Source organism: Rhodobacter sp. NTK016B, assembly GCF_017303295.1.
Classification (GTDB): domain Bacteria; phylum Pseudomonadota; class Alphaproteobacteria; order Rhodobacterales; family Rhodobacteraceae; genus Pararhodobacter.
This window is the reverse complement of the sequence record NZ_JAFKOK010000009.1, coordinates 141466-162279: the sequence shown is the minus strand read 5'-3', so window position 1 is coordinate 162279 and position 20814 is coordinate 141466. Positions and strand designations below refer to the sequence as shown.

The following is a 20814-nucleotide window of genomic DNA, read 5'->3' as shown; positions in this document are numbered from 1 at the left end:
CCCATGTTCGAAAGTCTGGACGTCCTGCGCATGGCGCAGGCTTACGCCACTCACGCCGCGAGCCGCCAGCAGGCCATCTCGCAGAACGTCGCCAATGCCGACACGCCCGGCTATCGCTCTCGCGACGCAATTCCATTTGCCGATTACTGGGATGCCAGCCTTGATGGCTCGCTTGCCGATCGCGGTCGGCTGCGGCTCGACGAAAACCCCGCCACGGTGTCCCCGGACGGCAACACGGTCTCGGTCGAATATGAGATGATGCGCGCGGTCGAGGCCCGTCAGCAGCACGAAATGGCCCTTGGTATCTACTCGATGTCGCGCGATCTGATGCGCGCCTCGCTGGGCAAGTGACATGAGCGCGCTGTTCGATACCCTCGCTCTGTCCGCGTCCGGCATGCAAGCTCAGGCCCAGCGGCTGCGGCATGTTTCCGAAAACATCGCCAATGCCGACACGCCGGGCTACCACCGCAAATTCGTCGATTTCCGCCCGACCGCCATGCCCGGCGACGGCTTTGGCGAGGAAAGCGGCGTGCGGCCCGGCCCCGTTCAGCTTGATCGCGGGGAACTCACCCGCATCTACGACCCCGGCCATATCCTGGCCGATGAGTCCGGCCATTACGATGGATCGAATGTCGATCTGATGGTCGAAATCGCAGACGCGCGCGAAGCGCAGCGTTCCTACGAGGCGAACCTCAGGATGTTCGATCAGGCGCGGCAAATGTCGCAAAGCCTGATCGGGCTTCTGCGCAGATAAGGAGAAATCAGATGGATATTTCAGCCGCCATCGCCGCGCGCTCTTACGGTGCGGCGCGGCCCGCCACCCAGCCCGACGAAGCCTCGGGACCCGGCGCCAGCGCCCGGCGCGCGGCCGAGGATTTCTCGCAGGTTCTGCAACGCGCCGAATCCACCGCGCAGCAGGCGATGACCGGGGACGCCGATCCGCACTCGCTGGTCTCGGCGCTGAGCGAGGCGCAGCTTGCGGTCGAAACCGCCGTGGCCGTGCGCGACAAGGTCGTCGAGGCGTATCTCGAGATCCTGCGCATGCCGGTCTGACGGGGGCAGAGATGAGCGAAGTCGGTTTCTACGACATACTCAGGCAGGGCCTTTGGGTCGCCGTGGCGATGTCCGCCCCGCTTCTGGGCGTGGCGCTGGTCGCCGGGCTGGCCGTCGGATTGTTCCAGGCCCTGACCTCGGTTCAGGAAATGACCCTCACCTTCGTGCCCAAGATTCTGGCCATGCTGGTCGTCTTCTGGGTCTCGATGAGCGCGATGACCGCGCTTCTGGTGGATTTCTTTCAACGCCAGATCCTGCCCATCGTGGCAGGCGGCTGACCGGGAGGTCACGCATGGACAATGCCGGATATACCCAGCTTACGCGCCAGTCGGGCCTTCTGCGCGAGATACAGGTGATCGCTCATAACATTGCCAATCTCTCGACCACCGGCTTCCGGCGCGAGGGGCTGTTGTTCTCGGAATATGTGAGCGCGCTCGACCATGACGAAGAATCGCTGTCGATGGCCGCCGCGCGGGCGCATCAGACCTATCTGACGCAGGGCGCGATGACGATGACGGGCGGGACGCTCGATCTGGGGATCGAGGGCGAGGGCTTCTTCACCATTCAGACCCCGGATGGCGAGCGGTATACCCGCGCGGGCCATTTCACGCCCAATCAGGCGGGCGATCTGGTGACGCCCGACGGTCATCCGGTTCTGGATATCGGCGGCGCACCCATCTTCATCCCGCCCGAGGCTGGTCAGATCGCCATCGCCCGCGACGGGACGATCTCGGCTGACGGGCAGCCTCTGGCGCAGATCAGCCTCGTGGTGCCCGGCGACGTCTCGGATCTCCGGCGCGAGACCGGCGTGCTGCACAGCATCGATGGCGACGTCCTGCCGGTCGAGACCCCGGTGATCCTGCAGGGTTTCCTTGAGGAATCGAACGTCAACGCGATTTCGGAAATGGCCCGCATGATTCAGGTCCAGCGCGCCTATGAGACCGGACAGAAATTCCTCGACCGCGAGGATGAGCGCATCCGCAACGTGGTCCAGACCCTTGGCCGATAGGAGATATCCATGAGAGCCCTGCAAATCGCCGCCACCGGCATGAGCGCCCAGCAGATGCGGGTCGATACCGTGGCCAACAACCTCGCCAATATGTCGACCATCGGCTACAACGCCCGCCGCGCCGAATTCGCCGACCTGCATTATGAGCAGCATACCCGCGCCGGAACGATCAGCGCGTCGGACGGCACGATCGTGCCCACCGGCGTGCAGCTTGGCTTGGGCGCGCGTCCGGCGGCGGTGTCGATGATGGTGCAGCAGGGCGTGCTCAGCGCGACGGGGGGCGATCTGGATATCGCGATCGAGGGGCGCGGCTGGCTTGAAGTCACGCTGCCCGACGGGCGCGCGGCCTATACGCGCGACGGCTCGCTCAAGCGCACGGGCGAGGGGCTGATCGTCACCTCGGACGGCTACGAGGTCGCGCCGGGCATCACCATTCCCGCCGATGCGCGCCAGATCTCGGTCAACGCGCAGGGCGAGGTCTATGCCTATTTCCTCGATCAGGTGCAGCCGCAGCTATTGGGGCAACTCACGCTGACCGGTTTCACCAACGAGCGCGGGCTCGAAGCGCTGGGCTCGAACCTGTTTGTCGAAACCGAAGCCTCGGGGCCGCCGGTGCAATCGGCGCCGGGCGAGGACGGGCTGGGCCTGTTGCGGCAGGGCTATCTCGAGGAAAGCTCGGTCGATCCGGTGCGCGAGCTGACCGAGATGATCAAGGCGCAGCGCGGATACGAGCTTAACGCCAAGGTCATCACCGCCGCCGACCAGATGCTCGCCGCGACGACGCAGGTGCGCTGATGCGGCGCCCCGCCCTGATCGTCCCGCTGTTTCTCGTCGCGCTGGGCGCGGTTGTCCCGGCGCGCGCCGATGTGCTGCTGGCCGCGCGCACCCTGCGCGCGGGCACCCAGATCGCGCCGGGCGACGTCGTGCAGGCGCGCGACACCGCGCCGCTGGGGGCCGCGCAAAGCCCCGACGAGGTCGTAGGGCTTGAGGCGCGCGTCACGCTATATGCAGGGCGACCGATCCCGGTGGCCAGCCTCGGCCCCGCCGCGCTGATCGAGCGCAACGAACTGGTCACGCTGGTCTTCCGGCAAGGCGGGCTCGATATCCGCGCCGAGGGGCGGGCGCTGGGACGCGGCGCCGGGGGCGAGACGATCCGCATCATGAACCTCGCCTCGCGCGCGACGGTAACCGGCACGATCGTCGAGCCGGGACTGGTCAGTGTACCGTGAAAGGACCCACAATGCGCCTTGCTTCTCCGCTTTCCGGGCCCTTGCTGGGTCTCGTGCTGACCCTCGCGGCCTGTACCGATCTGGCCGAAGTGGGGCGCGCGCCGCAATTCTCGCCGCTGGTGCCCACGCTGGAACATCACGCGCTCTATAACGTCCCGCTTCCCGAAACGGCCGAACGGCGCAGCGTCACCGATGGCGCATCGCTGTGGACGGCCAGCCAGCGCTCGCTGTTCGGCGATCGCCGCGCGGCGCAGCCCGGCGACATTCTGACCGTCGTGATCGAGATCGACGATTCTGCGCAGATGACCAACTCGACCGGGCGCGGGCGGACAGGCTCGCAAAGCATGGGCGTGCCCCAGCTCATGGGCCTGCCGCAAATCATCGACCGCAGCCTTCCCGAAGGCGCCACCATGGCCGATGCCGTGGGCTTCAACGGCACGACCAGTTTTCAGGGGCAGGGCAGCGTCAGCCGCAACGAGCAGCTTACCCTGCGTGTCGCGACCACGATCATCGAGCGTCTGCCCAACGGCGTGCTGCGGATCGAGGGCAGTCAGGAAGTCCGCGTGAACCACGAACTGCGCGAACTGATCGTCACCGGCTATATCCGGCCCGAAGACATCTCGCGGCGCAACGAGATTGCCTATGACCGCATCGCGGGCGCGCGCATCAGCTATGGCGGGCGCGGCACGATCAGCCAGATGCAGCAGCCAAGCTACGGCCAGCAGATCACCGATATCGTCCTGCCGTTCTGAGAGGTTCCGGGCCCATGATACGCAAGCTTCTTCCCGTTCTCTTGCTGGTCCTCGGCCTCGGGCTGGGCGCGGGCGTCGGGATTTTCCTCAAACCCGCCCCGTCGGCAGAGGCCGCTCATGCCGTGGCCGATACCGGCCACGGCGCGCCCGAGGCGGAGGGCGGACATGGCGCGGAAGGCTCGGACGGTCATGGCGACGCTGCGAGCGGCGGGCATTATTCACCGGAAACGGGGCCCACCGACACGGTGCGGCTGCCCAACCAGTTCGTGGTGCCGGTGCTGCATGACGGGCGGGTCGAGGCGATGGTGGTGATCGGGCTGGCGCTGGAACTGAATGCGGGGCACGGGTTCGACCTTGCCACCGACGAGCCCCGGCTGCGCGCGGCCTTGCTGCAATTGCTGTTCGACCACGCGAATATCGGCGGTTTCGACGGGCTGTTTACCTCGGGTGAGGTGTTGCTGTCGCTGCGCCGCGCGCTGGTCTCGGCCGCGCGGGGCGAGATCGGTCCCGATGTTCAGGACGTGCTGATTACCGAGCTGTTGCGGCAGGAAAGCTGAGCCTCTGGCCCGCTTCGCACGCGGGCCGGCATCGGCATGCTGAAACGAAACGCGCCCGGTGCAGCCTGTGCACCGGGCGCGTTTGGATTTCTGAACTGCGCGGATCAGCCCTGAAGCGTGCGGACCCCGTAGCCTTCGCGACGGGCCATCATCGCCTGCGTGGCGGCGATAGCGCCCGCGGCGGTGGTGAAATAGGGGATCTTGTCCATCAGCGAAACGCGGCGGATATCGCGGCTGTCGGCAACCGCCTGCGTCCCCTCGGTGGTGTTGAACACCAGCGAGATGTCGCTGTTTTTCAGCCGGTCGACGATGTTCGGGCGGCCTTCGTAGACCTTGTTCACGCGCGTGGCCTCGACCCCCTCGGCCTTGAGCCAGCGCGCGGTGCCGCCGGTGGCGACGATCTCGAAACCCATGCCCGCAAGGTCGCGCATCGCGCCGGCCAGCGCCGCCGTCTTGTCGTCGTCGCGCACCGAGACGAAAACCCGGCCCTCTTCGGGCAGGTGGGTGCCCGCACCCATCTGTGCCTTGAGGAAGGCGAGCGCGAAGTTGCGGTCCCAGCCCATCACCTCGCCGGTCGAGCGCATTTCCGGGCCCAGAAGCGTATCGACGCCGGGGAAGCGCGCGAAGGGCAGCACGGCTTCCTTGACCGAGAACCACGGCGTGATCGGATCGGCCAGCGTGTCGGGATTGGCCAGCGGCAGCGGCGTGTCGGGGCCGACGCCTGCGGGATAGGGTGCGCGCAGCGGGAAATTCGCCATCGGCTCGCCCGCCATCAGGCGCGCGGCGATGGACGCGATGGCCGAGTCGGTGGCCTTGGCCACGAAGGGCACCGTGCGCGAGGCGCGCGGGTTGACCTCCAGCACGTAGATCACGCCGTCCTTGATCGCGAACTGCACGTTCATCAGGCCCACGACGCCGAGCTTGAGCGCCATTTTCGTGGCCTGATCCTTCATCTCTTCGACCAGAGCGGGCGACAGCGAATGCGGCGGCAGGCAGCAGGCGGAATCGCCCGAATGGACGCCCGCTTCCTCGATATGTTCCATGATGCCCGCGACATGGACGCTTTTGCCGTCCGACAGCGCATCCACATCGACCTCGATGGCGCCGGCAAGATAGCTGTCCAGCAGCACCGGGTTCTTGCCCGAAACCGTCACCGCATTGGTGATGTAGCGCTTGAGGTGATCCATATCGCGCACGATTTCCATCGCGCGCCCGCCCAACACATAAGAGGGACGGATCACCAGCGGGAAGCCGATCTTTTCGGCGATAGCGATGGCCTGCTCGTCCGACGACGCGATGCCGTTGATCGGCTGCTTCAGACCCAGCTCGTTGAGCATCTGCTGGAAGCGCTCGCGGTCTTCGGCCAAATCGATCGCGTCGGGCGAGGTGCCGAGGATCGGGATCCCCTCAGCGGCCAGTTCGTTGGCCAGCTTCAGCGGGGTCTGCCCGCCGAACTGCACGATCACGCCGTGCAACGTGCCGTTGGTCTGCTCGACGCGCAGGATTTCCAGAACGTGCTCGATGGTGAGCGGCTCGAAATACAGCCGGTCCGAGGTGTCGTAGTCGGTCGACACGGTCTCGGGGTTGCAGTTGACCATGATGGTCTCATAGCCCGCATCGGTCAGCGCGTAGCAGGCGTGACAGCAGCAATAATCGAACTCGATCCCCTGACCGATCCGGTTCGGGCCGCCGCCCAGAATGACGACCTTCTTGCGGTCCGAGGGGCGCGCCTCGCATTCCACGTCGCCCATCGCCGGTGCTTCGTAGGTCGAATACATATAGGGCGTCTGCGCTTCGAATTCGGCGGCGCAGGTATCGATGCGCTTGAAGACCGCGTTCACCCCGGCGGCGTTGCGGGCCGAGCGGATCTCGGCCTCGACCTTGCCGGTCAGCGCGGCGAGGCGGGCATCGGTGAAGCCCATCATCTTGAGCTGCCGCAGTCCGGCGGCGTCGCTGGGCAGACCGTTGGTGCGGACCGTTTCCTCGGCGTCCACGATCTCGCGGATGCGGGCCAGGAACCACGGATCGAAGGCGGTGACGTGCTGGATGTCGTCATCCGACATGCCATGCCGCATCGCCTGCGCGATCACCCGCAGCCGGTCGGGGGTCTTTTCGCTCAGGGCTTTGGACAGGACGGCCTTATCGGGCGCACCGGGGATCGAAACTTCGTCAAAACCCGAAAGACCGGTTTCCAGCGAGGCCAGCGCCTTTTGCAGCGATTCATGGATTGTGCGGCCAATCGCCATCGCCTCGCCCACCGATTTCATCGCGGTGGTCAGCTCGGGCGTCGAACCGGGGAATTTCTCGAACGCGAAACGCGGGATCTTGGTGACGACATAGTCGATGGTCGGCTCGAACGAGGCGGGCGTGACCTTGGTGATATCGTTGTCGAGCTCATCAAGCGTATAGCCCACGGCCAGCTTCGCCGCGACCTTGGCGATGGGGAAGCCGGTGGCTTTCGAGGCCAGCGCCGAGGACCGCGACACGCGCGGGTTCATCTCGATGACGACCATCCGGCCGTCTTCCGGGTTGATCGCCCATTGCACGTTCGACCCGCCGGTTTCCACGCCGATTTCGCGCAGAACGGCAATCGAGCCGTTGCGCATGATCTGGTATTCCTTGTCGGTCAGCGTCAGCGCCGGGGCCACGGTGATCGAATCGCCGGTATGCACGCCCATCGGATCGACATTCTCGATCGAGCAGACGATGATCGCGTTGTCCGCCTTGTCGCGGACGACCTCCATCTCGTATTCCTTCCAGCCCAGAAGGCTTTCATCCACCAGCACCTGCGCGACGGGCGAGGCTTCCAGACCCGAGCGCACGATCTCTTCGTAATCGTCCCGGTTATAGGCAACGCCGCCGCCGGTCCCGCCCAGCGTATAGGCGGGGCGGATGATTGCGGGCAGGCCGATATGTTCGAGATCCAGCATCGCCTGGCTCACGCCCGCGTTGATGTCGTATTTTCCATTGGCCAGCTTGGGCGCCGCGACGATGGTCGCCTTGGGGTTTTCCAGCCCGATCCGGTCCATCGCCTCGCGGAACAGCTTGCGGTCCTCGGCCATCTCGATGGCCTCGCGGTTGGCGCCGATCAGCTGCACGCCGAGCTTCTCCAGCACCCCCATATCGGCCAGCGCCAGCGCGGTGTTCAGGCCGGTCTGCCCGCCCATCGTCGGCAGCAGCGCATCGGGCCGCTCGGCTTCGATGATCTTGGCGACGACTTCGGGGGTGATCGGCTCGATATAGGTGGCATCGGCGAGCTGCGGATCGGTCATGATCGTCGCCGGGTTCGAGTTGACCAGAATGACCCGGTACCCTTCTTCGCGCAGGGCCTTGCAGGCCTGTGCGCCGGAATAATCGAACTCGCAGGCTTGCCCGATCACGATAGGCCCCGCGCCGATGATCATGATGGACTTGATATCGGTTCTTTTCGGCATGGCGGACCCTTTCCAGCGCGGCGCACGGGACGTCTGGCCCGGTGCTGCGGATTCGTGCTTCAAGCAAATTGTGCGGGGTTTAGGCGAGCGCGCGCCGCCGCGCAACCCCGGTTCGGCATGGCTGCTGGCGCTGCCGGTTCGGGCGGTGCAACACGCGCGCGAGACGGGGTCTGTAACCCGCCGCGCAACCATGCTACGCCGCTCCGCAGCATTGCCCAGGCGCGCAGACAGTTGCGGAATTCGCATGATCCTCATCGAACATGGCCCGGGAGGAAAACCCGTTCTATTCGAGCAGGCGTCGCGCCTTCTGGTGGCGCACGACGCGGCCCAACTTGCGCCCGTGCTTGAACAGGCCGAAGCCGCGCGCCGGGCCGGGGCCTGGGTCGCGGGATGGCTGGCCTACGAGGCGGGCTATGCGCTTGAGCCCAGACTGACGCCGCTGATGCCGGAAGATGCGGGGCCACTGGCGGTGCTGGGCATCTTCGACGCGCCGCGCGACGCCAACCCGCTTCTGCGCCGCGCCGAGACCGAAGCCCGCGAAGCACGGCTCGGCCCGTTATCGCCGCTGGTCGATGAGGCGGGCCATGCCCGTGCCATCGCTGCGGTGCGCGACTATATCGCGGCGGGCGATTGCTATCAGATCAACCTGACCTTCCCGCTGGCCACGCGGCTTAAAGCCGGCAGCGCGCTGGGGCTCTACGGGGCGCTCCGGCAGCGTCAGGCGGTGGGGTTCGGGGCACTGGTTGATCTGGGCTGCGGCCCGGTGCTGATCTCGCGCTCGCCCGAGCTGTTCTTCCGCACCGATGGCGCGCGGATCGAAAGCCGCCCGATGAAAGGCACCCGTCCGCGCGCCGCCGATGCGGCCGAGGACCGGCGGCTGGCCGAGGATCTGCGCGGCTCGCTCAAGGACCGGGCCGAGAACCTGATGATCGTCGATCTTCTGCGCAACGACATCGCGCGGATCTCGCAGGTCGGTTCGGTCCGCGTGCCCGAGCTTTTCGGCATCGACAGTTTCGCGACCGTGCACCAGATGTCCTCGACCATCGAAGGGCGATTGCTGCCCGGTTCCGGCCTGCCCGAGCTGATGGCGGCGCTGTTTCCCTGCGGGTCGATCACCGGCGCGCCGAAAATCCGCGCGATGGAGATTATTCGCGCGCTGGAACCGCATCCGCGCGGCGCCTATTGCGGAGCGGTGGGCTGGGCTGGCCCCGACGGCGCGCAGGCATGGTCGGTGGCGATCCGCACGCTGTCGCTTCAGCCGGATGGCGCGGTAACCTTGAATGTCGGCGGCGGGGTCGTGCACGATTCCACCGCCCGGGGCGAATGGGAGGAAGCGCTTTGGAAAGCCGCCTTCGCGGGGCCGGTTATCCCGGCCTGACACTGATCGAAACGATGTACTGGGACGGCCGGAGCGTGCCGCGCTGGCCGCTGCACATTGCCCGCCTGACACGGGGCGCGGCGGCGCTGGGCTGGGCTGTCCCGGCCATCGCGCTGTCGGGCCCGCCCGAACCCGCGCGCCTGCGCCTGACGCTGCAGGCAAACGGGCAGGTTGCGCTGGAAACCGCCGCGCTTCCGGCTGCGCGCGAAATCTGGCGGCTGGGGCTGTCGGAGGAGCGGTTGCAATCCGACGATCCGTGGCTGAGCATAAAATCATCACACCGCGCCGCCTATGACCGCGCCCGCGCGGCGATGCCGGACGGCGTGGATGAGGTCTTGCTGCTCAATGAACGCGGTGAGGTCTGCGACGGCTCAATCACCACGCTGTTTTTCGACCGGGGCGAGGGGATGCGCACGCCGCCGCTGTCGAGCGGGCTGCTCCCGGGCGTTCTGCGCGCCGAACTCGGCGTGCCCGAAGCGGTGCTGATGCCCAAGGATCTGCCAAAGGCCCGGCTGTGGATCGGCAACGCGCTGCGCGGCCTGATGCCGGCGCTCTGGGTCGGGTGACCGGGGAGGGGGGCTTTGCCCTCCGCTGCGCTCCCCCCAGGATATTTGACGATCAAAGATGCGCGCTTAAGCGGTGATTAACGTTAACGCGCTATTCCGGACGACGAGCCGTGCGATGTCACCGCATCGTCGCGCATCGCTTCTGTCATCTTTGTTCCATAAATATCCCGGGGGGGTGAGGCGAAGCCGAGGGGGGCAGAGCCCCCCTTTTGCCCTGCGCCATCACAGGCAGGCTTCGAACAGCGCACGCGCGTTATGGGCATCCAGCGCGACCGGATTCCCCCCGCAGGACGGGTCTTCGAGCGCCATCGCCGTCAGCGTGTCCAGATCGGGATCGCGCACTCCCAGCGCCGTCAGGTTCTCGGGGATCCCGAGCGTCGCGCGCAGGTCCATCACCGCGGCGCGAAAGCCATCGAACCCATCCGCGATTCCCAGATAGGCGGCCGCGCGGGTCAGGCGGTCCTCGATTGCCGCGCGGTTGAAGTCCAGCACCATCGGCATCACCACCGCGTTGGTCGTGCCGTGGTGGGTGTTGTAGACGGCACCGAGGGGATGGCTCAGCGCATGGATTGCGCCCAGCCCCTTCTGGAAGGCGACGGCCCCCATCGCGGCGGCCGACATCATGTGTGCGCGTGCGGTCAGGTCGTCGGGCGTGGCGTAAGCGCGGGCGAGGTTCTCGAACACCAGCCGCATGCCTTCCAGTGCAATCCCCTGGCTCATCGGGTGGTAATGCGGCGAGCAATAAGCCTCGAGGCAATGGGCGAGAGCGTCCATGCCGGTCCCGGCGGTGATCGCGGGCGGCATGCCAATGGTCAGGGCGGGGTCGCAGATCGTCACGGCGGGCATCAGCTTGGGGTGGAAGATGATCTTCTTGCGATGCGTCGCGGCATCGGTCAGCACGCCCGCGCGCCCCACTTCCGAGCCGGTGCCCGCCGTGGTCGGCACGGCGATGATCGGGGCGATCGCCTGGGCATCGGCGCGGGTCCACCAATCGCCGATATCCTCCAGATCCCAGACCGACAGCGATGCGGGCTGCCCGGCCATCAGCGCAATCATCTTGCCCAGATCCAGCGCCGAGCCGCCTCCGAAGCCGATCACCCCGTCATGCTTCCCGGCGCGGTAGGCCGCGATCCCGGCTTTCATATTCGTCTCGGTCGGGTTGGCGTCGACCTCTGCGAAGACGGCGCGTCCCAGTCCGCCCGTGTCGAGCACGGCGAGGGCGTCGGCGGTTATCGGCAGCGCTGCCAGCGCGCGGTCGGTGATCAGAAGCGGGTTCCGCATACCGACGGATTTGGCGTGGTCGGCCAGTTCAGCGATCCGGCCGGGGCCGAACTTCACCGCTGTCGGGTAAGACCAGTTCATCGGGCCCAGCATCTTTGGACCGGGCGTTTTCGGGCCGAGCGTTTTCGGGTCAAGTGTCATCGCGCATCCCCTGTCAGATCCCGGAATTGGGGCCACAGATTCACGCGATAGTCCAGAGCGCCCCCGTCAGACATGGTCCCGGCGCGGTGCCGGCGCGCCGGTTGCGGTCACTTGCCGTGTTTCATGCCCGTTCCAGCCCGCGCTGCAGCTCGAAATCGGTGACGACGCGGTCGGTTTCCGACAGTTCCCAGCGGGCGGCGTGAACGTAATGCTCGACGACATCGTCGCCGAAAGCCGCGCGCGCCCAGTCCGAGCTTTCGGTCATCGCCGCCGCTTCGCGCAGGGTGGTGGGGACTTCGCGGATGCCGTCTGTGGCGTACATGTCGCCCTTTTGTTCGGGCTCCAGCGTGAGTTTGCGGTCGATCCCGTCAAGCCCCGCCGCCAGCAGCGCTGCACAGGCGATATAGGGGTTCAGATCCGCGCCGCCGATCCGGCATTCGACGCGCACGCCCTTGGTCCCTGCGCCGCAGACGCGGAAGCCCGCGGTGCGGTTGTCGGCGGACCACACGGCCTTGGTGGGGGCGAAGAGGCCCACGCAGAAGCGCTTGTAGCTGTTGACATAGGGGGCGAGGAACAGTGTCAGGTCGCGTGCATGGGCCAGCTGCCCGGCAAGGTAGTGCTGCATCAGCGCGGACATGCCGTGCGGGCCGTCCGGATCGGCAAAGGCGGGCTTGCCGTCGAGCGTCCAGAGCGACTGGTGCACATGGCTGGACGAGCCCGCGCGGTCGGTCTGGTATTTGGCCATGAAGGTCACGGATTTGCCCTGCGCATGGGCGATTTCCTTGGTCGCATTCTTGATGATCGCGTGGTTGTCGGCGGTGGCAAGCGCCTCGCCGTAGCGCACGTTGATCTCGGCCTGTCCGATCTCGGCCTCGCCCTTGGTGCATTCGACCGGGATGCCCGCGCCGTAAAGCCCGTTGCGCAGGGCGCGCATCAGCGGTTCTTCCTTGGTGGTCTGGAAGATGTTGTAGTCTTCGTTGTAGCCGGCGACGGGCTGCAGGTCGCGCGGGCCGTGTGCGCGGAACGAGTCGTAGCTGTTCTCGAACACAAAGAATTCCAGCTCGCTCGCCATCTTCGCCTCGAACCCCATGGCTTTCGCGCGGGCGATCTGGCGTTTGAGGATCGCGCGGGGCGATTGTGGGACCTCCTGATGGGTGGCGTGGTCAAGGAGGTCGCACAGAACCAGCGCCGTGCCGTCGAGCCACGGCACCCGGCGCAAGGTGGCCAGATCGGGTTTCAGCACGTAATCGCCATAGCCCTGATCCCAGCCCGCCGTCTTGTAGCCGGGGACCGTCCACATCTCGATATCGGTGGTCAGCAGGTAGTTGCAGCAATGGGTTTCTTCATGCGCCGCCTCAAGGAAGTGAGCGGCGTGAAAGCGCTTGCCCATCAGCCGCCCCTGCATGTCGACGGCGGCGACGATAACGGTGTCGATGGCGCCCGCGTCAAAGGCTTCGGCCAGTTGCTCAAGCGTCAGATTACCGCTCATGTCGTCCTCTCATGTCAGCGCTTTCGCCGCGCGCAGGGCGTTTGCCAGAACCGGCGCAAGGCGCTCGGCCATGACCTCCTGCGCCGGTGCGTCGGCGATCAGGTCGTTGCGGATTTCCAGCATCGTGTTGGGCAGCCGCAGGGGGACGGCGTGCGAGCGGATCGTATGCGTCACGTCGCCCGCTGCCGAATAGGGTTCGTTGAGCCGGGTTTCCAGCCCGCTTCCCTGCGCCGCTTCGAGCACTGCAAGGCTCAGCGCCGGGTCTTCGTCATGGATCACGCCGAATTCCACCGTGCGGATCTCGCCGTGATAGACCGGGGTGAACGAATGCACGGCGATCAGCGCGGGGCGACGGCCAAGCGCCACGAGCCGGGCGATTTCCGCCGCAAGCGAGGCATGGAACGGCAGGCAGATCGCCTCGGTCCGGGCCAGCCGGTCGGTGGGCGTCAGGTCGCGATTGCCGGGGATGTCGTGGATTTCCGACCGCGGCGGCATCGCGCCGGGATGGTCGGGCGCGCGGTTCAGGTCATAGGCCAGCCGCGACAGTGGCGCGGTGACCAGCAGCGCGCCGCCCGTTTCGGGCGCCAGCCGCGCGGCGAGCCCGCGCGCCAGCCCTGCCGCGCCGATGTCATAGGCTGCGTGCGACAGGCGGGCCGTATTGCTCAGACCCAGATCGCCGCCCAGTTGCGGATAGCCCTCGGGCAGCGCGTTCGAGGCATGCTCGCAGATCACCACCAGCCCGGCGGGCGTCGCATCCAGACCCGCCGTGCCATCGGCGCGCCAATGCTCGACGATGGCGTCAAAACGCGGATGCGAGGTCGTGGACGAAGTATCAGGGGGCATGGCTATGGCCTTGGTCGCGATATCGGGGCAGCGTCCGTGCCAGTCGCGGCAGTGTCAAGCATTTGCCGGGCGACAGGCCGTTGCCGTTGACACGATGCCCAAGTCTCAGGCCATGGCGGGCAGGATCGCGACCAGCACGCCGGACAGCGCCAGCGCCGCGCCGAACGGAACGCGCCCGAGCCGCCGCATCGCGCGCCCTTTCCGCTGCGCGCGCATCAGCGCCAGAACCAGAGTCGTGGCTGCGGCGAACAGCACCACCATCGGCAGCCGCGCGGGGCCCAGAGCCAGCCCCAGCGTCGCCAGCATGAAGACATCACCCAGCGCCATGCCTTCGCGCCCGGTGAGGCGGAAGTAACCTTCGCGGACCGCCCAGAACACGCCCCCGCCCACCGCCGCGCCAAGGATCGCGGTGCTAGCGCGCATGCTCAGGCCGGGCCAGCCCGAGCCGTCACCCGCCAGAGCAAGCGCAAGCCCGAGTATCGCGGCGCAGGCCATCAGCGGCTCGGGCAGGCGAAACCAGCGCAGGTCAGCAATCGCCAGCGCCAGCAGCGACCACATCCAGAGCGCCAGCAACAGTGCGCGGGCGGGGTCGGGCGCGGCACAGGCCGCCGCCATGCCCATCGCTGCGCCCAGAATTTCGGCCTGCCACAGCACCGGGGGGATCGCCGCGCCGCAATGACGGCAGCGCCCGCGCAACAGCGGCCATGACAGCAGCGGCACCAGATCACGCGCGCCGAGGGGCGTGTCGCAGCTCAGACAACGCGAGCGGGCGGCGACGAACGGCTCGCCGCGCACAAGGCGCTCGGCCACCAGCGCCGCGAACGAGCCCATCGCCGCCCCCAGCAGCCCGAGTATCACCATCAACCCCATGCGAGGGCCCCCCGTCGCGGTTGCCGAGGCCCCGGCGCAGGGATAGGGTCGGTCAAGAGCATTGGCACTCGCAGGTTTCCCGAATGGCGTTTCACGTTCCCTTTAAACCCAAACGCACTTTCTTCACCAAGAAAAGGCGCCGCGCCGGGCAGTTGCGCCGCGATGCAGGGCTGACGCTGATCGAGCTGATGGTCGTCGTCGTCATCTTGGCGCTGCTGGCCGTGGTCATCGTACCGCGCGTCATCGACCGGCCCGATCAGGCCCGCGCGGCGCGGGCGCAATCCGACATCGCGGCGATCGGTTCGGCGCTCAATCTCTACCGGCTCGATACCGGCAGCTATCCGTCCACCGATCAGGGCCTTGCCGCTCTGGTCAGCCGTCCGACCATCGCGCCGGTGCCGCAGAACTGGGCCGATGGCGGCTATCTCGAGCGCGTTCCCGAAGATCCGTGGGGCCGCGCGTATCTCTATCTGGCGCCGGGCGTGCACGGTCCCTACGACCTCGTGAGCTATGGCGCGGACGGGCGCAGCGGGGGAACCGGGGCCGATGCCGACATCACCAGCTGGCAGGGCGAATAGTCCCTTCGGCATCGGCGGCGGCGTGACGCTGATCGAGCTTCTTGTCGTCGTGACGATCATGGCGGTGCTGGCGCTGGGCGTCGGTCTGTCCGCCGGGGGATTGTTCGCGCCGCGCGGCGGGGTGTCCATCGCCGATCAACTGACACAGGCAGACCTGCGCGCGCGCGACGCGGCGGTGCTGGGGCGCGCGCGGATCGGGCTTTATCCGCGTCGCGACGGATGGGTCATGGCGCGCCGCGATGACGAAGGGCGCTGGCAGGCCGAGGGCGCGCCGCTTCGCCTCGCCGATGCGCGGCTGACATGGCAGGTCGAGGGACGGCGCTATCTGCCGGGCCTGTCCGAGCCCGGCGCGCGCGAGGCACCGCCCGTGCAATTCGCAGCCGATGGCGGCAGCACGGCCTTTTCGCTGCGCGTCGAACAGGGACGCGCCCGTCTCGATTGCGGGGCCGAAGCGGGACGGGGGCTGCAATGCGACCTGCGATGACGCCCCGGCGGCGCCCGGCCAGAGGGTTCACGCTGATCGAGCTTGCCGTCGCGGTGGCAATCCTCGCCATCGGCACGGTCGCGGCTTACCGGACCTTCGATCAGGCGCAGCGCGGGATCGGCGGGCAACTGGACCGGACGCTGGCCACCGAAGTCGCGCTCAATCGCGCCGCGGAACTGCGGCTTGAGGGGATGCGCGCGGGCCGGTCCCTGCCGGGCACCGAGCCGATGGGCGGCATCGGCTGGGAGGTCGATGTGACCGAAGCCGCCACGGCGGGCGGGCTGATCGAGGCCACGATCCTTGTCACCGCAGAGGACCGGCCCGGCGCTCGCTTCGTGGTCGTTGTGCCCGAGGGGCGGCCATGAGCGGGCGGCGCAAGACCCGGGGCTTCACGCTGATCGAATTGTTGGCGGCGATGGCAATTCTGGCCGTTGTCTCGGTCATGGCGGTTCAGGCGCTGAGCGGCGTGTTCTTCCAGCGCTCGGTTCTGACGCGGGTCGATGACAGCGCGGCGGAGCTGACCCGGGCGCTGTCGCTTCTGCGGCAGGATCTCGAGGCGATCGTTCTTGCGTCAAATGATGATGCGCGCGCGCAGGGCCTGCGGGAATCGCGCGGGGCAATCGGCTGGGCGCGCGGCGGGCTGGCGGCGATCCCCGGCAGCGATGACACAGGCGCGTTCGGCGCGGTGGAATGGGCGCTTGACGATGCGGTACTGACACGCCGCATCAACCGCGCGGGGACCGACGCCCCCGATGATGCGCAACCGGTGCCGATCCTGACCGAGGTGACGGCGTTCGAGGTCACGGCGCTGGGCACGGCGGAGGCTTCGGTCCCCGTCATCGCCCAAGGCTACGAGGCCCGGCTGGAAACCCGGCGCTGGGGCACGCAGCGGGTGGTGGTGGCGCCATGAGCCGACGCCTTGCCCCTCGCCGGATGCGCGGCGTCGCGCTGATTCAGGCGCTTCTGATCGTGGCGGCGATCTCGGCGGTTGCGGTGGCGCTGCTGGTGCGTGTGGACCGGGCGCAGGAACGGCTGCAATGGCGCGCGACCTCGGAACAGGCGGCGCTCTATCTGGCCAGCGGTGTCGAGTTCCTGCGCAGTTCTCTCCCGCGCGAGACGGTGCATGAGGGGCAGGATTGGGCGCGGGCGCGCCCGCCGCTCGACATCGACCGGGGCACGCTGGGCTGGCAGGTCCGCGATCTTCAGGGCCGCTTCAATCTCTCGCTGCTGCAAGAGGATGAGGGCGATGTCTACGCCGCCGCCTTCACCCGGCTGGCCGAAGAGGCGGGGCTGTCGGGCGAGGCGACGACAGCGATCATCGGCCGCGTCGCGGGGATCGACGGGCCGCTGCCCCTGATCCTGCCCGACCTTCTGCCCGACCTTATGGCCGCCGATCTTGACGACGCAGACCTTGAGGCCTGGGAAACCCTGCGCCCGCAGATCGCGGCATGGGCGGGCCTGCCGATGAACGTCAACACCATGCCGCGCGCGGTGCTCGACGCCTTGCTGCCCGAGATCCCGGCCGACCAGCGGCGCATGATTCATCAGCGCGTGCGCGACGAGCCGGTCGAGGAACTCGACGATCTGGTCAACTGGGCGGTGGCGCAACTGGGCGAAGCCGCCGCGCAGCAACTGATGCTCTTGCCGCTGGCCGGGCAATCGCGCCTGTTTGCCGCCGATCTGGAAGCGCGCCTTGACAGCGTGACTCTGCGTCGGTCAGTTGTGATCGATACCGGCGCGCCCGAAGGTGACAGCGCCGTCCGATTGTCCTTGCCTGGGCCCTGACGCATGACCGAACCCGCCACAACACGGCGTCGCCGCGCCTCTGTGCCCGCGCTCTGGCGGCTGGATTCGGATACTGCGCCACCCTTGGGCGCGTTCATCGCGCTTGCGCCGGGGGCCGATATGCCGCTGATCGCGCTGAACCTTCCCGCCACGCTCAAAGGCGCCGCGCGGGAAGATGTCGCGCGCCGGCAGGCACAGGACCGGCTGGGCGGCGGGCTGGACGTGCGTCCTGCCCGTCTGGGCCGCATCGAGGACTGGAGCCGCGTCGCCGTGGCCGAGCGTCCGGCGGTGTTGCGCTGGCGTGCGGCCATCGGGGCGGCAATGCCGCGCTGCCGGGCGATCCTGCCCGATTACCTCGCGCTGCCCACCGCCCCCAATCTGTGGACCATCGATGCCGACCGCGACGGCGTGCGCGCGCGTCTGGGCCCGGGGGACGGGTTCAGCGCCGAACACGCGCTGGCGCGCAAGATGCTGACGCTGGCCCTGTCCGAGGCCCGCGCGACGGGCGGCGCCCCGCGCGCCGTGCTGCTCACGGGCGAGACAGCGAGCGCGTTTTCCGACCTTTTCGACGGTGTCGAGCTCTTGCGCGCGCCTTCCGAGCTGCCCTCGGCACTGGTGCCTGCGGTTCTGGGCCATGACGAGCTTGCGGTCGACTTCCTGCGCGATCCTCAGGCCGATGCCGATGAAATCGAGACCCGCCTGCGGCGCGTGATCTGGCCTGCGGCTTTGGTGGTGATCGGTGCGCTGGCCTGGGCCGGGGCGCAGGCGCTGGCGATGCGCAATGACCGGGTCGAGGCGCTGGCGTTTCAGGACCGCACGCTTGAAGCGGTGCGGCGCGATCTCCTGCCTTCGGGCCCGATTCTGGATCTGGAATTGCAGGTGATGCAGGCGATCGAGCGGCGGCGCAACGCAGAGGGCGACAGCGCCGCGCCGGAAACCCCGCTCGACACGTTGCGCCGCGCCGCGCCGGTGCTGGCAGGGGTCGAGCTGATCACGGTTTCGCTTGCGGCGGATGGGCTGACGGTCGATGTGCGCGTGCCCGATTTCCAGTCGCTCGACGCCCTGTCCGAGGCCCTGTCCGACGCCGGGATTACCGCGCGCATCGCGCAATCGGCCACCGATGCCGAAGAGGGCGGCGTTGGCGCGACGCTCGATCTGGAGGCCGGCACATGATTGCCGCGCTCGCCCGTATCCTTGCCCGCCGTTCGAAACGCGAGCGCACGCTTCTGACCCTGCTGGCGCTGGGTGCGGTGCCGGTGGCGTTCGTAGGGCTGATCGCGCTGCCGCTGATCGACGCGCGGGACGCGGCCCGGGCCGAACTGGACGCCGCCCGCGCGACCCGAGACTGGTACGCGGCCCGGCAGGTCGAGATTGCGGTTTTACCGGCTCTCGACACCGCCGAACCCGAGGCCGAGCCCCCCGCGCCGGTCGGGCTGGGCGGGATCGAGGCCGGGCTGATCGCCGCCGATCTGCGCAATGTCGTCAGCCAGCTCGCCAATGCGCCCGATCGCGGCGTGCGGCTGTCTTTTGCCGCCGCGCCCTTCGCGGGGGTCATGGACTGGGTCGACGGGCTGGCCGAAGGATCGGGTTACTCGGTGGCGGCGCTGGTTCTGGAACGGGTGTCGCCCGGTCTCGTCGATGCCGATATCCGGTTGGAGCCGCTCAGATGATCCGCGCTTTCGCCCTTGTCGCAGGCCTGCTGATCGGGCTGCTCCTCGCCGTGCTTTATGCCGGGACGCTTGGCCATGCCCGGCAGGCGGGGCTGCCCTTGCCCGTCTGGACCGAAACGCTCGACGCGGGATCGCGGCTGATCGAAGGGCGCGGCACGCTGGCGGGCGCATCGCTGAGCTGGCGGGCGACCGGGCTCGATGGCGTGCGCCTGTCGCTCATCGGCCCCGACTGGCAGGTGCAGGGGCAGGGAATGCCGGGTGCGGGCGGGCTTTCCGTCACCGACCTGTCGGGCATTGTGCCGCTGGGCGTGCTGGATGCCGGCGAGGGGGCGCTGGTGATCGACGCGGGGGCGCTGTCACTGGCCTTTGACGGGACGCTGCGCGAAGGCCGGATCGACGGCACCGCGCGCGGCTCGGACCCGGACGGTGCGGTGACGTTGGTCTGGCAAGACGGCGGCTGGGTGCTGTCGGCGCGCTGAGCGGGCTCAGCCGTTGACCAGCGCCTGCATGTCGAAGATGGGCAGCAGGATCGCCAGCACGATGGTCAGCACCATCCCGCCGACGATCACCATCGAGGCGGGTTCGATGATGACCGAGACGCGCTTGCGCTCGGTTCTGAGCCAGCTTTCCGCCAGCACCGCCGCGCGTTCTGTCATCGGCCCCAGCCGGGCCGAGGCCTCGCCCGCCTGAACCAGTTGCCGCGCCACCGGGTGCAAAAAGGGCAGGCGGGCCAGCGCCTGGCTGATGCTTTCGCCGCGGCGCAGGGCCTCGCCCGCTTCCTCGGCGCTGGCGCGGTAGCTGGCAATGTCGAGCACCCCCGCCGAGAAACGCAGCGCTTCGGTCAGCGGCAGGCGGGAATTGATCACCACCGCCAGCGTGCGCAGATATTGCGCGGCGGACGCCATGCGCAGGAACCGTCCGATCAGCGGCAGACGCAGCAGGAACGCGTCGCGCCGGTTGCGCAGGGACGGGGTGCGGTTGATCGTCATCACCGCAAAGACCAGAAGCACGGCGATGACCAGTTCCAGCACCCAATTGTCGCGGATCCAGTCGACGATACCCATCACCGTGACCGTCAGCGGCGGCAGGGGGCGGCCCGAGCCTTCGAACATCGACACGATCTCGGGCGCGACGGTGGTCATCAGGATCGCGCAGACGACGATGGCCACGACGGTCACGAAAGCCGGGTAGATCAGCGCCGAGGTGATCGCCGCGCGGTCGCCGGCGCTGGTTTCCAGATGCTCGGCGAGCGTCTCGAACACGGCGGTCAGGTCGCCCGATTGCTCGCCCGCGCGTACCGCCGCCGCGTACCATGCGGGCAGCGCGCCGCCCGCACGGTCCAGCGCGTCGGCCATGCTTTCGCCCTGCATCAGGCCCGCCCGGGCCTCGGCGGCGAGCTTTTCGATCCGCGCGGCCCCTGCAGCGCCCTGCACGGCTTCGAGTGCGGTGTCGGCGGTCAGTCCCGCGCCCAGAAGCACCGACATTTGCCGGGTGAAGACGGCCAGCAGGTCGCGGTCCACCTTGCGCTCGCGGCGGCGGGTCTTCGCTGCCGTCGCCGTCTGCGCTTCCAGCGTCGAAGGCATGAGCCCCAGCTCGCTCACCCGCTGGGACGCGGTGGCCTCGTCCTCGGCCACCACCATGCCGCGACGGCGTTTGCCCTCGGGCGTATAGGCGGTGTACGCGTAGGTGCGCATG

25 protein-coding genes are annotated in these 20814 nt (G+C 68.0%); 19 read left to right on the top strand and 6 right to left on the bottom strand.

Annotated elements, in window-relative coordinates; genetic code table 11:
- Positions 1 to 3 precede the first annotated feature (3 nt).
- Genes JI664_RS13520 through JI664_RS13480 form a run of 9 tightly spaced genes read left to right on the top strand, consistent with a single transcriptional unit; the run spans position 4 to position 4600 of the window.
- Positions 4 to 351 carry a FlgB family protein gene (locus JI664_RS13520; protein WP_207014281.1) on the top strand — a complete coding sequence of 116 codons (348 nt, stop codon included), beginning with the start codon at positions 4 to 6 and terminating at the stop codon, positions 349 to 351.
- A gap of 1 nt (position 352) precedes the next feature.
- On the top strand, positions 353 to 754 hold the full coding sequence (gene flgC / locus JI664_RS13515) for a flagellar basal body rod protein FlgC (RefSeq protein ID WP_207014280.1): 402 nt from the start codon (positions 353 to 355) through the stop codon (positions 752 to 754).
- A gap of 11 nt (positions 755 to 765) precedes the next feature.
- A complete protein-coding gene (gene fliE / locus JI664_RS13510; protein ID WP_207014279.1) occupies positions 766 to 1053 on the top strand; it encodes a flagellar hook-basal body complex protein FliE in 288 nt (95 codons plus the stop codon).
- Between the two features lie 11 nt (positions 1054 to 1064).
- The gene (locus JI664_RS13505) at positions 1065 to 1331 is read left to right on the top strand and encodes a flagellar biosynthetic protein FliQ (RefSeq protein ID WP_207014278.1); all 267 of its coding nucleotides are present in this window, start codon (positions 1065 to 1067) and stop codon (positions 1329 to 1331) included.
- Between the two features lie 14 nt (positions 1332 to 1345).
- The gene (locus JI664_RS13500) at positions 1346 to 2062 is read left to right on the top strand and encodes a flagellar hook-basal body complex protein (protein WP_207014277.1); all 717 of its coding nucleotides are present in this window, start codon (positions 1346 to 1348) and stop codon (positions 2060 to 2062) included.
- Between the two features lie 9 nt (positions 2063 to 2071).
- Positions 2072 to 2857, top strand: a complete 786-nt coding sequence (flgG, locus tag JI664_RS13495; protein ID WP_207014276.1) for a flagellar basal-body rod protein FlgG — start codon at positions 2072 to 2074, stop codon at positions 2855 to 2857.
- Positions 2857 to 3291 (top strand): flagellar basal body P-ring formation chaperone FlgA, encoded by a 435-nt coding sequence (gene flgA, locus JI664_RS13490; RefSeq protein WP_207014275.1) that lies wholly within the window; start codon positions 2857 to 2859, stop codon positions 3289 to 3291. The genes flgG and flgA overlap by 1 nt, the downstream gene beginning before the upstream one ends.
- Positions 3292 to 3302: 11 nt before the next feature.
- Positions 3303 to 4043 (top strand): flagellar basal body L-ring protein FlgH, encoded by a 741-nt coding sequence (gene flgH, locus JI664_RS13485; protein WP_207014274.1) that lies wholly within the window; start codon positions 3303 to 3305, stop codon positions 4041 to 4043.
- 14 nt (positions 4044 to 4057) lie between these two features.
- Positions 4058 to 4600, top strand: coding sequence for a flagellar basal body-associated protein FliL (locus JI664_RS13480; RefSeq protein ID WP_207014273.1), 543 nt, complete (start codon positions 4058 to 4060; stop codon positions 4598 to 4600).
- Between the two features lie 104 nt (positions 4601 to 4704).
- On the opposite strand, the gene carB is transcribed toward JI664_RS13480, so the two are convergent.
- Positions 4705 to 8034 (bottom strand): carbamoyl-phosphate synthase large subunit, encoded by a 3330-nt coding sequence (gene carB / locus JI664_RS13475; protein ID WP_207014272.1) that lies wholly within the window; start codon positions 8032 to 8034, stop codon positions 4705 to 4707.
- Positions 8035 to 8278: 244 nt separating this feature from the next.
- On the opposite strand from carB, the gene JI664_RS13470 reads away from it, so the two are divergent.
- Positions 8279 to 9412 (top strand): aminodeoxychorismate synthase component I, encoded by a 1134-nt coding sequence (locus JI664_RS13470; protein ID WP_207014271.1) that lies wholly within the window; start codon positions 8279 to 8281, stop codon positions 9410 to 9412.
- Complete coding sequence (locus JI664_RS13465; RefSeq protein WP_414707736.1) at positions 9373 to 9978, top strand: aminotransferase class IV; 606 nt, start codon at positions 9373 to 9375, stop codon at positions 9976 to 9978. Before JI664_RS13470 ends, JI664_RS13465 begins: the two co-directional genes overlap by 40 nt.
- A gap of 222 nt (positions 9979 to 10200) precedes the next feature.
- On the opposite strand, the gene JI664_RS13460 is transcribed toward JI664_RS13465, so the two are convergent.
- The 4 genes from JI664_RS13460 to JI664_RS13445 all read right to left on the bottom strand — a co-directional run bounded on the left by JI664_RS13460 (position 10201) and on the right by JI664_RS13445 (position 14602).
- Entirely contained in the window at positions 10201 to 11352 is a 1152-nt protein-coding gene (locus JI664_RS13460; RefSeq protein ID WP_207014334.1) for an iron-containing alcohol dehydrogenase, read from the bottom strand.
- Between the two features lie 169 nt (positions 11353 to 11521).
- Positions 11522 to 12889: a glutamine synthetase family protein gene (locus tag JI664_RS13455; RefSeq protein WP_207014270.1), complete on the bottom strand. Its 1368-nt coding sequence runs from the start codon at positions 12887 to 12889 to the stop codon at positions 11522 to 11524.
- Between the two features lie 9 nt (positions 12890 to 12898).
- Positions 12899 to 13732 carry an N-formylglutamate amidohydrolase gene (locus JI664_RS13450; RefSeq protein ID WP_207014269.1) on the bottom strand — a complete coding sequence of 278 codons (834 nt, stop codon included), beginning with the start codon at positions 13730 to 13732 and terminating at the stop codon, positions 12899 to 12901.
- Between the two features lie 105 nt (positions 13733 to 13837).
- The gene (locus JI664_RS13445; RefSeq protein ID WP_207014268.1) at positions 13838 to 14602 is read right to left on the bottom strand and encodes a prepilin peptidase; all 765 of its coding nucleotides are present in this window, start codon (positions 14600 to 14602) and stop codon (positions 13838 to 13840) included.
- Between the two features lie 83 nt (positions 14603 to 14685).
- Between JI664_RS13445 and gspG the strand changes: the two genes are divergently transcribed.
- From gspG to JI664_RS13405, 8 genes are read left to right on the top strand one after another with little or no spacing between them, the layout of a single operon-like run.
- A complete protein-coding gene (gspG, locus tag JI664_RS13440) occupies positions 14686 to 15180 on the top strand; it encodes a type II secretion system major pseudopilin GspG (protein WP_207014267.1) in 495 nt (164 codons plus the stop codon).
- On the top strand, positions 15149 to 15664 hold the full coding sequence (locus JI664_RS13435; RefSeq protein ID WP_207014266.1) for a prepilin-type N-terminal cleavage/methylation domain-containing protein: 516 nt from the start codon (positions 15149 to 15151) through the stop codon (positions 15662 to 15664). The genes gspG and JI664_RS13435 overlap by 32 nt, the downstream gene beginning before the upstream one ends.
- Positions 15649 to 16029 (top strand): type II secretion system minor pseudopilin GspI, encoded by a 381-nt coding sequence (gene gspI / locus JI664_RS13430; RefSeq protein ID WP_207014333.1) that lies wholly within the window; start codon positions 15649 to 15651, stop codon positions 16027 to 16029. The genes JI664_RS13435 and gspI overlap by 16 nt, the downstream gene beginning before the upstream one ends.
- Positions 16026 to 16574, top strand: coding sequence for a PulJ/GspJ family protein (locus tag JI664_RS13425; RefSeq protein ID WP_207014265.1), 549 nt, complete (start codon positions 16026 to 16028; stop codon positions 16572 to 16574). Before gspI ends, JI664_RS13425 begins: the two co-directional genes overlap by 4 nt.
- Entirely contained in the window at positions 16571 to 17449 is an 879-nt protein-coding gene (locus JI664_RS13420) for a general secretion pathway protein GspK (protein ID WP_207014264.1), read from the top strand. Before JI664_RS13425 ends, JI664_RS13420 begins: the two co-directional genes overlap by 4 nt.
- Positions 17450 to 17452: 3 nt before the next feature.
- Entirely contained in the window at positions 17453 to 18622 is a 1170-nt protein-coding gene (locus JI664_RS13415; protein ID WP_207014263.1) for a hypothetical protein, read from the top strand.
- Positions 18619 to 19119, top strand: coding sequence for a type II secretion system protein GspM (gene gspM / locus JI664_RS13410; RefSeq protein WP_207014262.1), 501 nt, complete (start codon positions 18619 to 18621; stop codon positions 19117 to 19119). Before JI664_RS13415 ends, gspM begins: the two co-directional genes overlap by 4 nt.
- Positions 19116 to 19598, top strand: a complete 483-nt coding sequence (locus JI664_RS13405) for a hypothetical protein (RefSeq protein ID WP_207014261.1) — start codon at positions 19116 to 19118, stop codon at positions 19596 to 19598. The genes gspM and JI664_RS13405 overlap by 4 nt, the downstream gene beginning before the upstream one ends.
- Positions 19599 to 19604: 6 nt before the next feature.
- On the opposite strand, the gene JI664_RS13400 is transcribed toward JI664_RS13405, so the two are convergent.
- Positions 19605 to 20813: a type II secretion system F family protein gene (locus JI664_RS13400; RefSeq protein ID WP_207014260.1), complete on the bottom strand. Its 1209-nt coding sequence runs from the start codon at positions 20811 to 20813 to the stop codon at positions 19605 to 19607.
- Position 20814 lies beyond the last annotated feature (1 nt).

Excerpts from the sequence above, each read along its gene's own strand:
- JI664_RS13520 (WP_207014281.1), top strand. The coding sequence starts at position 4 with ATGTTCGAAAGTCTGGACGTCCTGCGCATGGCGCAGGCTTACGCCACT.
- flgC (WP_207014280.1), top strand. The coding sequence starts at position 353 with ATGAGCGCGCTGTTCGATACCCTCGCTCTGTCCGCGTCCGGCATGCAA.
- fliE (WP_207014279.1), top strand. The coding sequence starts at position 766 with ATGGATATTTCAGCCGCCATCGCCGCGCGCTCTTACGGTGCGGCGCGG.
- JI664_RS13505 (WP_207014278.1), top strand. The coding sequence starts at position 1,065 with ATGAGCGAAGTCGGTTTCTACGACATACTCAGGCAGGGCCTTTGGGTC.
- JI664_RS13500 (WP_207014277.1), top strand. The coding sequence starts at position 1,346 with ATGGACAATGCCGGATATACCCAGCTTACGCGCCAGTCGGGCCTTCTG.
- flgG (WP_207014276.1), top strand. The coding sequence starts at position 2,072 with ATGAGAGCCCTGCAAATCGCCGCCACCGGCATGAGCGCCCAGCAGATG.
- flgA (WP_207014275.1), top strand. The coding sequence starts at position 2,857 with ATGCGGCGCCCCGCCCTGATCGTCCCGCTGTTTCTCGTCGCGCTGGGC.
- flgH (WP_207014274.1), top strand. The coding sequence starts at position 3,303 with ATGCGCCTTGCTTCTCCGCTTTCCGGGCCCTTGCTGGGTCTCGTGCTG.
- JI664_RS13480 (WP_207014273.1), top strand. The coding sequence starts at position 4,058 with ATGATACGCAAGCTTCTTCCCGTTCTCTTGCTGGTCCTCGGCCTCGGG.
- carB (WP_207014272.1), bottom strand. The coding sequence starts at position 8,034 with ATGCCGAAAAGAACCGATATCAAGTCCATCATGATCATCGGCGCGGGG.
- JI664_RS13470 (WP_207014271.1), top strand. The coding sequence starts at position 8,279 with ATGATCCTCATCGAACATGGCCCGGGAGGAAAACCCGTTCTATTCGAG.
- JI664_RS13460 (WP_207014334.1), bottom strand. The coding sequence starts at position 11,352 with ATGCTGGGCCCGATGAACTGGTCTTACCCGACAGCGGTGAAGTTCGGC.
- JI664_RS13455 (WP_207014270.1), bottom strand. The coding sequence starts at position 12,889 with ATGAGCGGTAATCTGACGCTTGAGCAACTGGCCGAAGCCTTTGACGCG.
- JI664_RS13450 (WP_207014269.1), bottom strand. The coding sequence starts at position 13,732 with ATGCCCCCTGATACTTCGTCCACGACCTCGCATCCGCGTTTTGACGCC.
- JI664_RS13445 (WP_207014268.1), bottom strand. The coding sequence starts at position 14,602 with ATGGGGTTGATGGTGATACTCGGGCTGCTGGGGGCGGCGATGGGCTCG.
- gspG (WP_207014267.1), top strand. The coding sequence starts at position 14,686 with ATGGCGTTTCACGTTCCCTTTAAACCCAAACGCACTTTCTTCACCAAG.
- JI664_RS13435 (WP_207014266.1), top strand. The coding sequence starts at position 15,149 with ATGCCGACATCACCAGCTGGCAGGGCGAATAGTCCCTTCGGCATCGGC.
- gspI (WP_207014333.1), top strand. The coding sequence starts at position 15,649 with ATGCGACCTGCGATGACGCCCCGGCGGCGCCCGGCCAGAGGGTTCACG.
- JI664_RS13425 (WP_207014265.1), top strand. The coding sequence starts at position 16,026 with ATGAGCGGGCGGCGCAAGACCCGGGGCTTCACGCTGATCGAATTGTTG.
- JI664_RS13420 (WP_207014264.1), top strand. The coding sequence starts at position 16,571 with ATGAGCCGACGCCTTGCCCCTCGCCGGATGCGCGGCGTCGCGCTGATT.
- JI664_RS13415 (WP_207014263.1), top strand. The coding sequence starts at position 17,453 with ATGACCGAACCCGCCACAACACGGCGTCGCCGCGCCTCTGTGCCCGCG.
- gspM (WP_207014262.1), top strand. The coding sequence starts at position 18,619 with ATGATTGCCGCGCTCGCCCGTATCCTTGCCCGCCGTTCGAAACGCGAG.
- JI664_RS13405 (WP_207014261.1), top strand. The coding sequence starts at position 19,116 with ATGATCCGCGCTTTCGCCCTTGTCGCAGGCCTGCTGATCGGGCTGCTC.
- JI664_RS13400 (WP_207014260.1), bottom strand. The coding sequence starts at position 20,813 with ATGCGCACCTACGCGTACACCGCCTATACGCCCGAGGGCAAACGCCGT.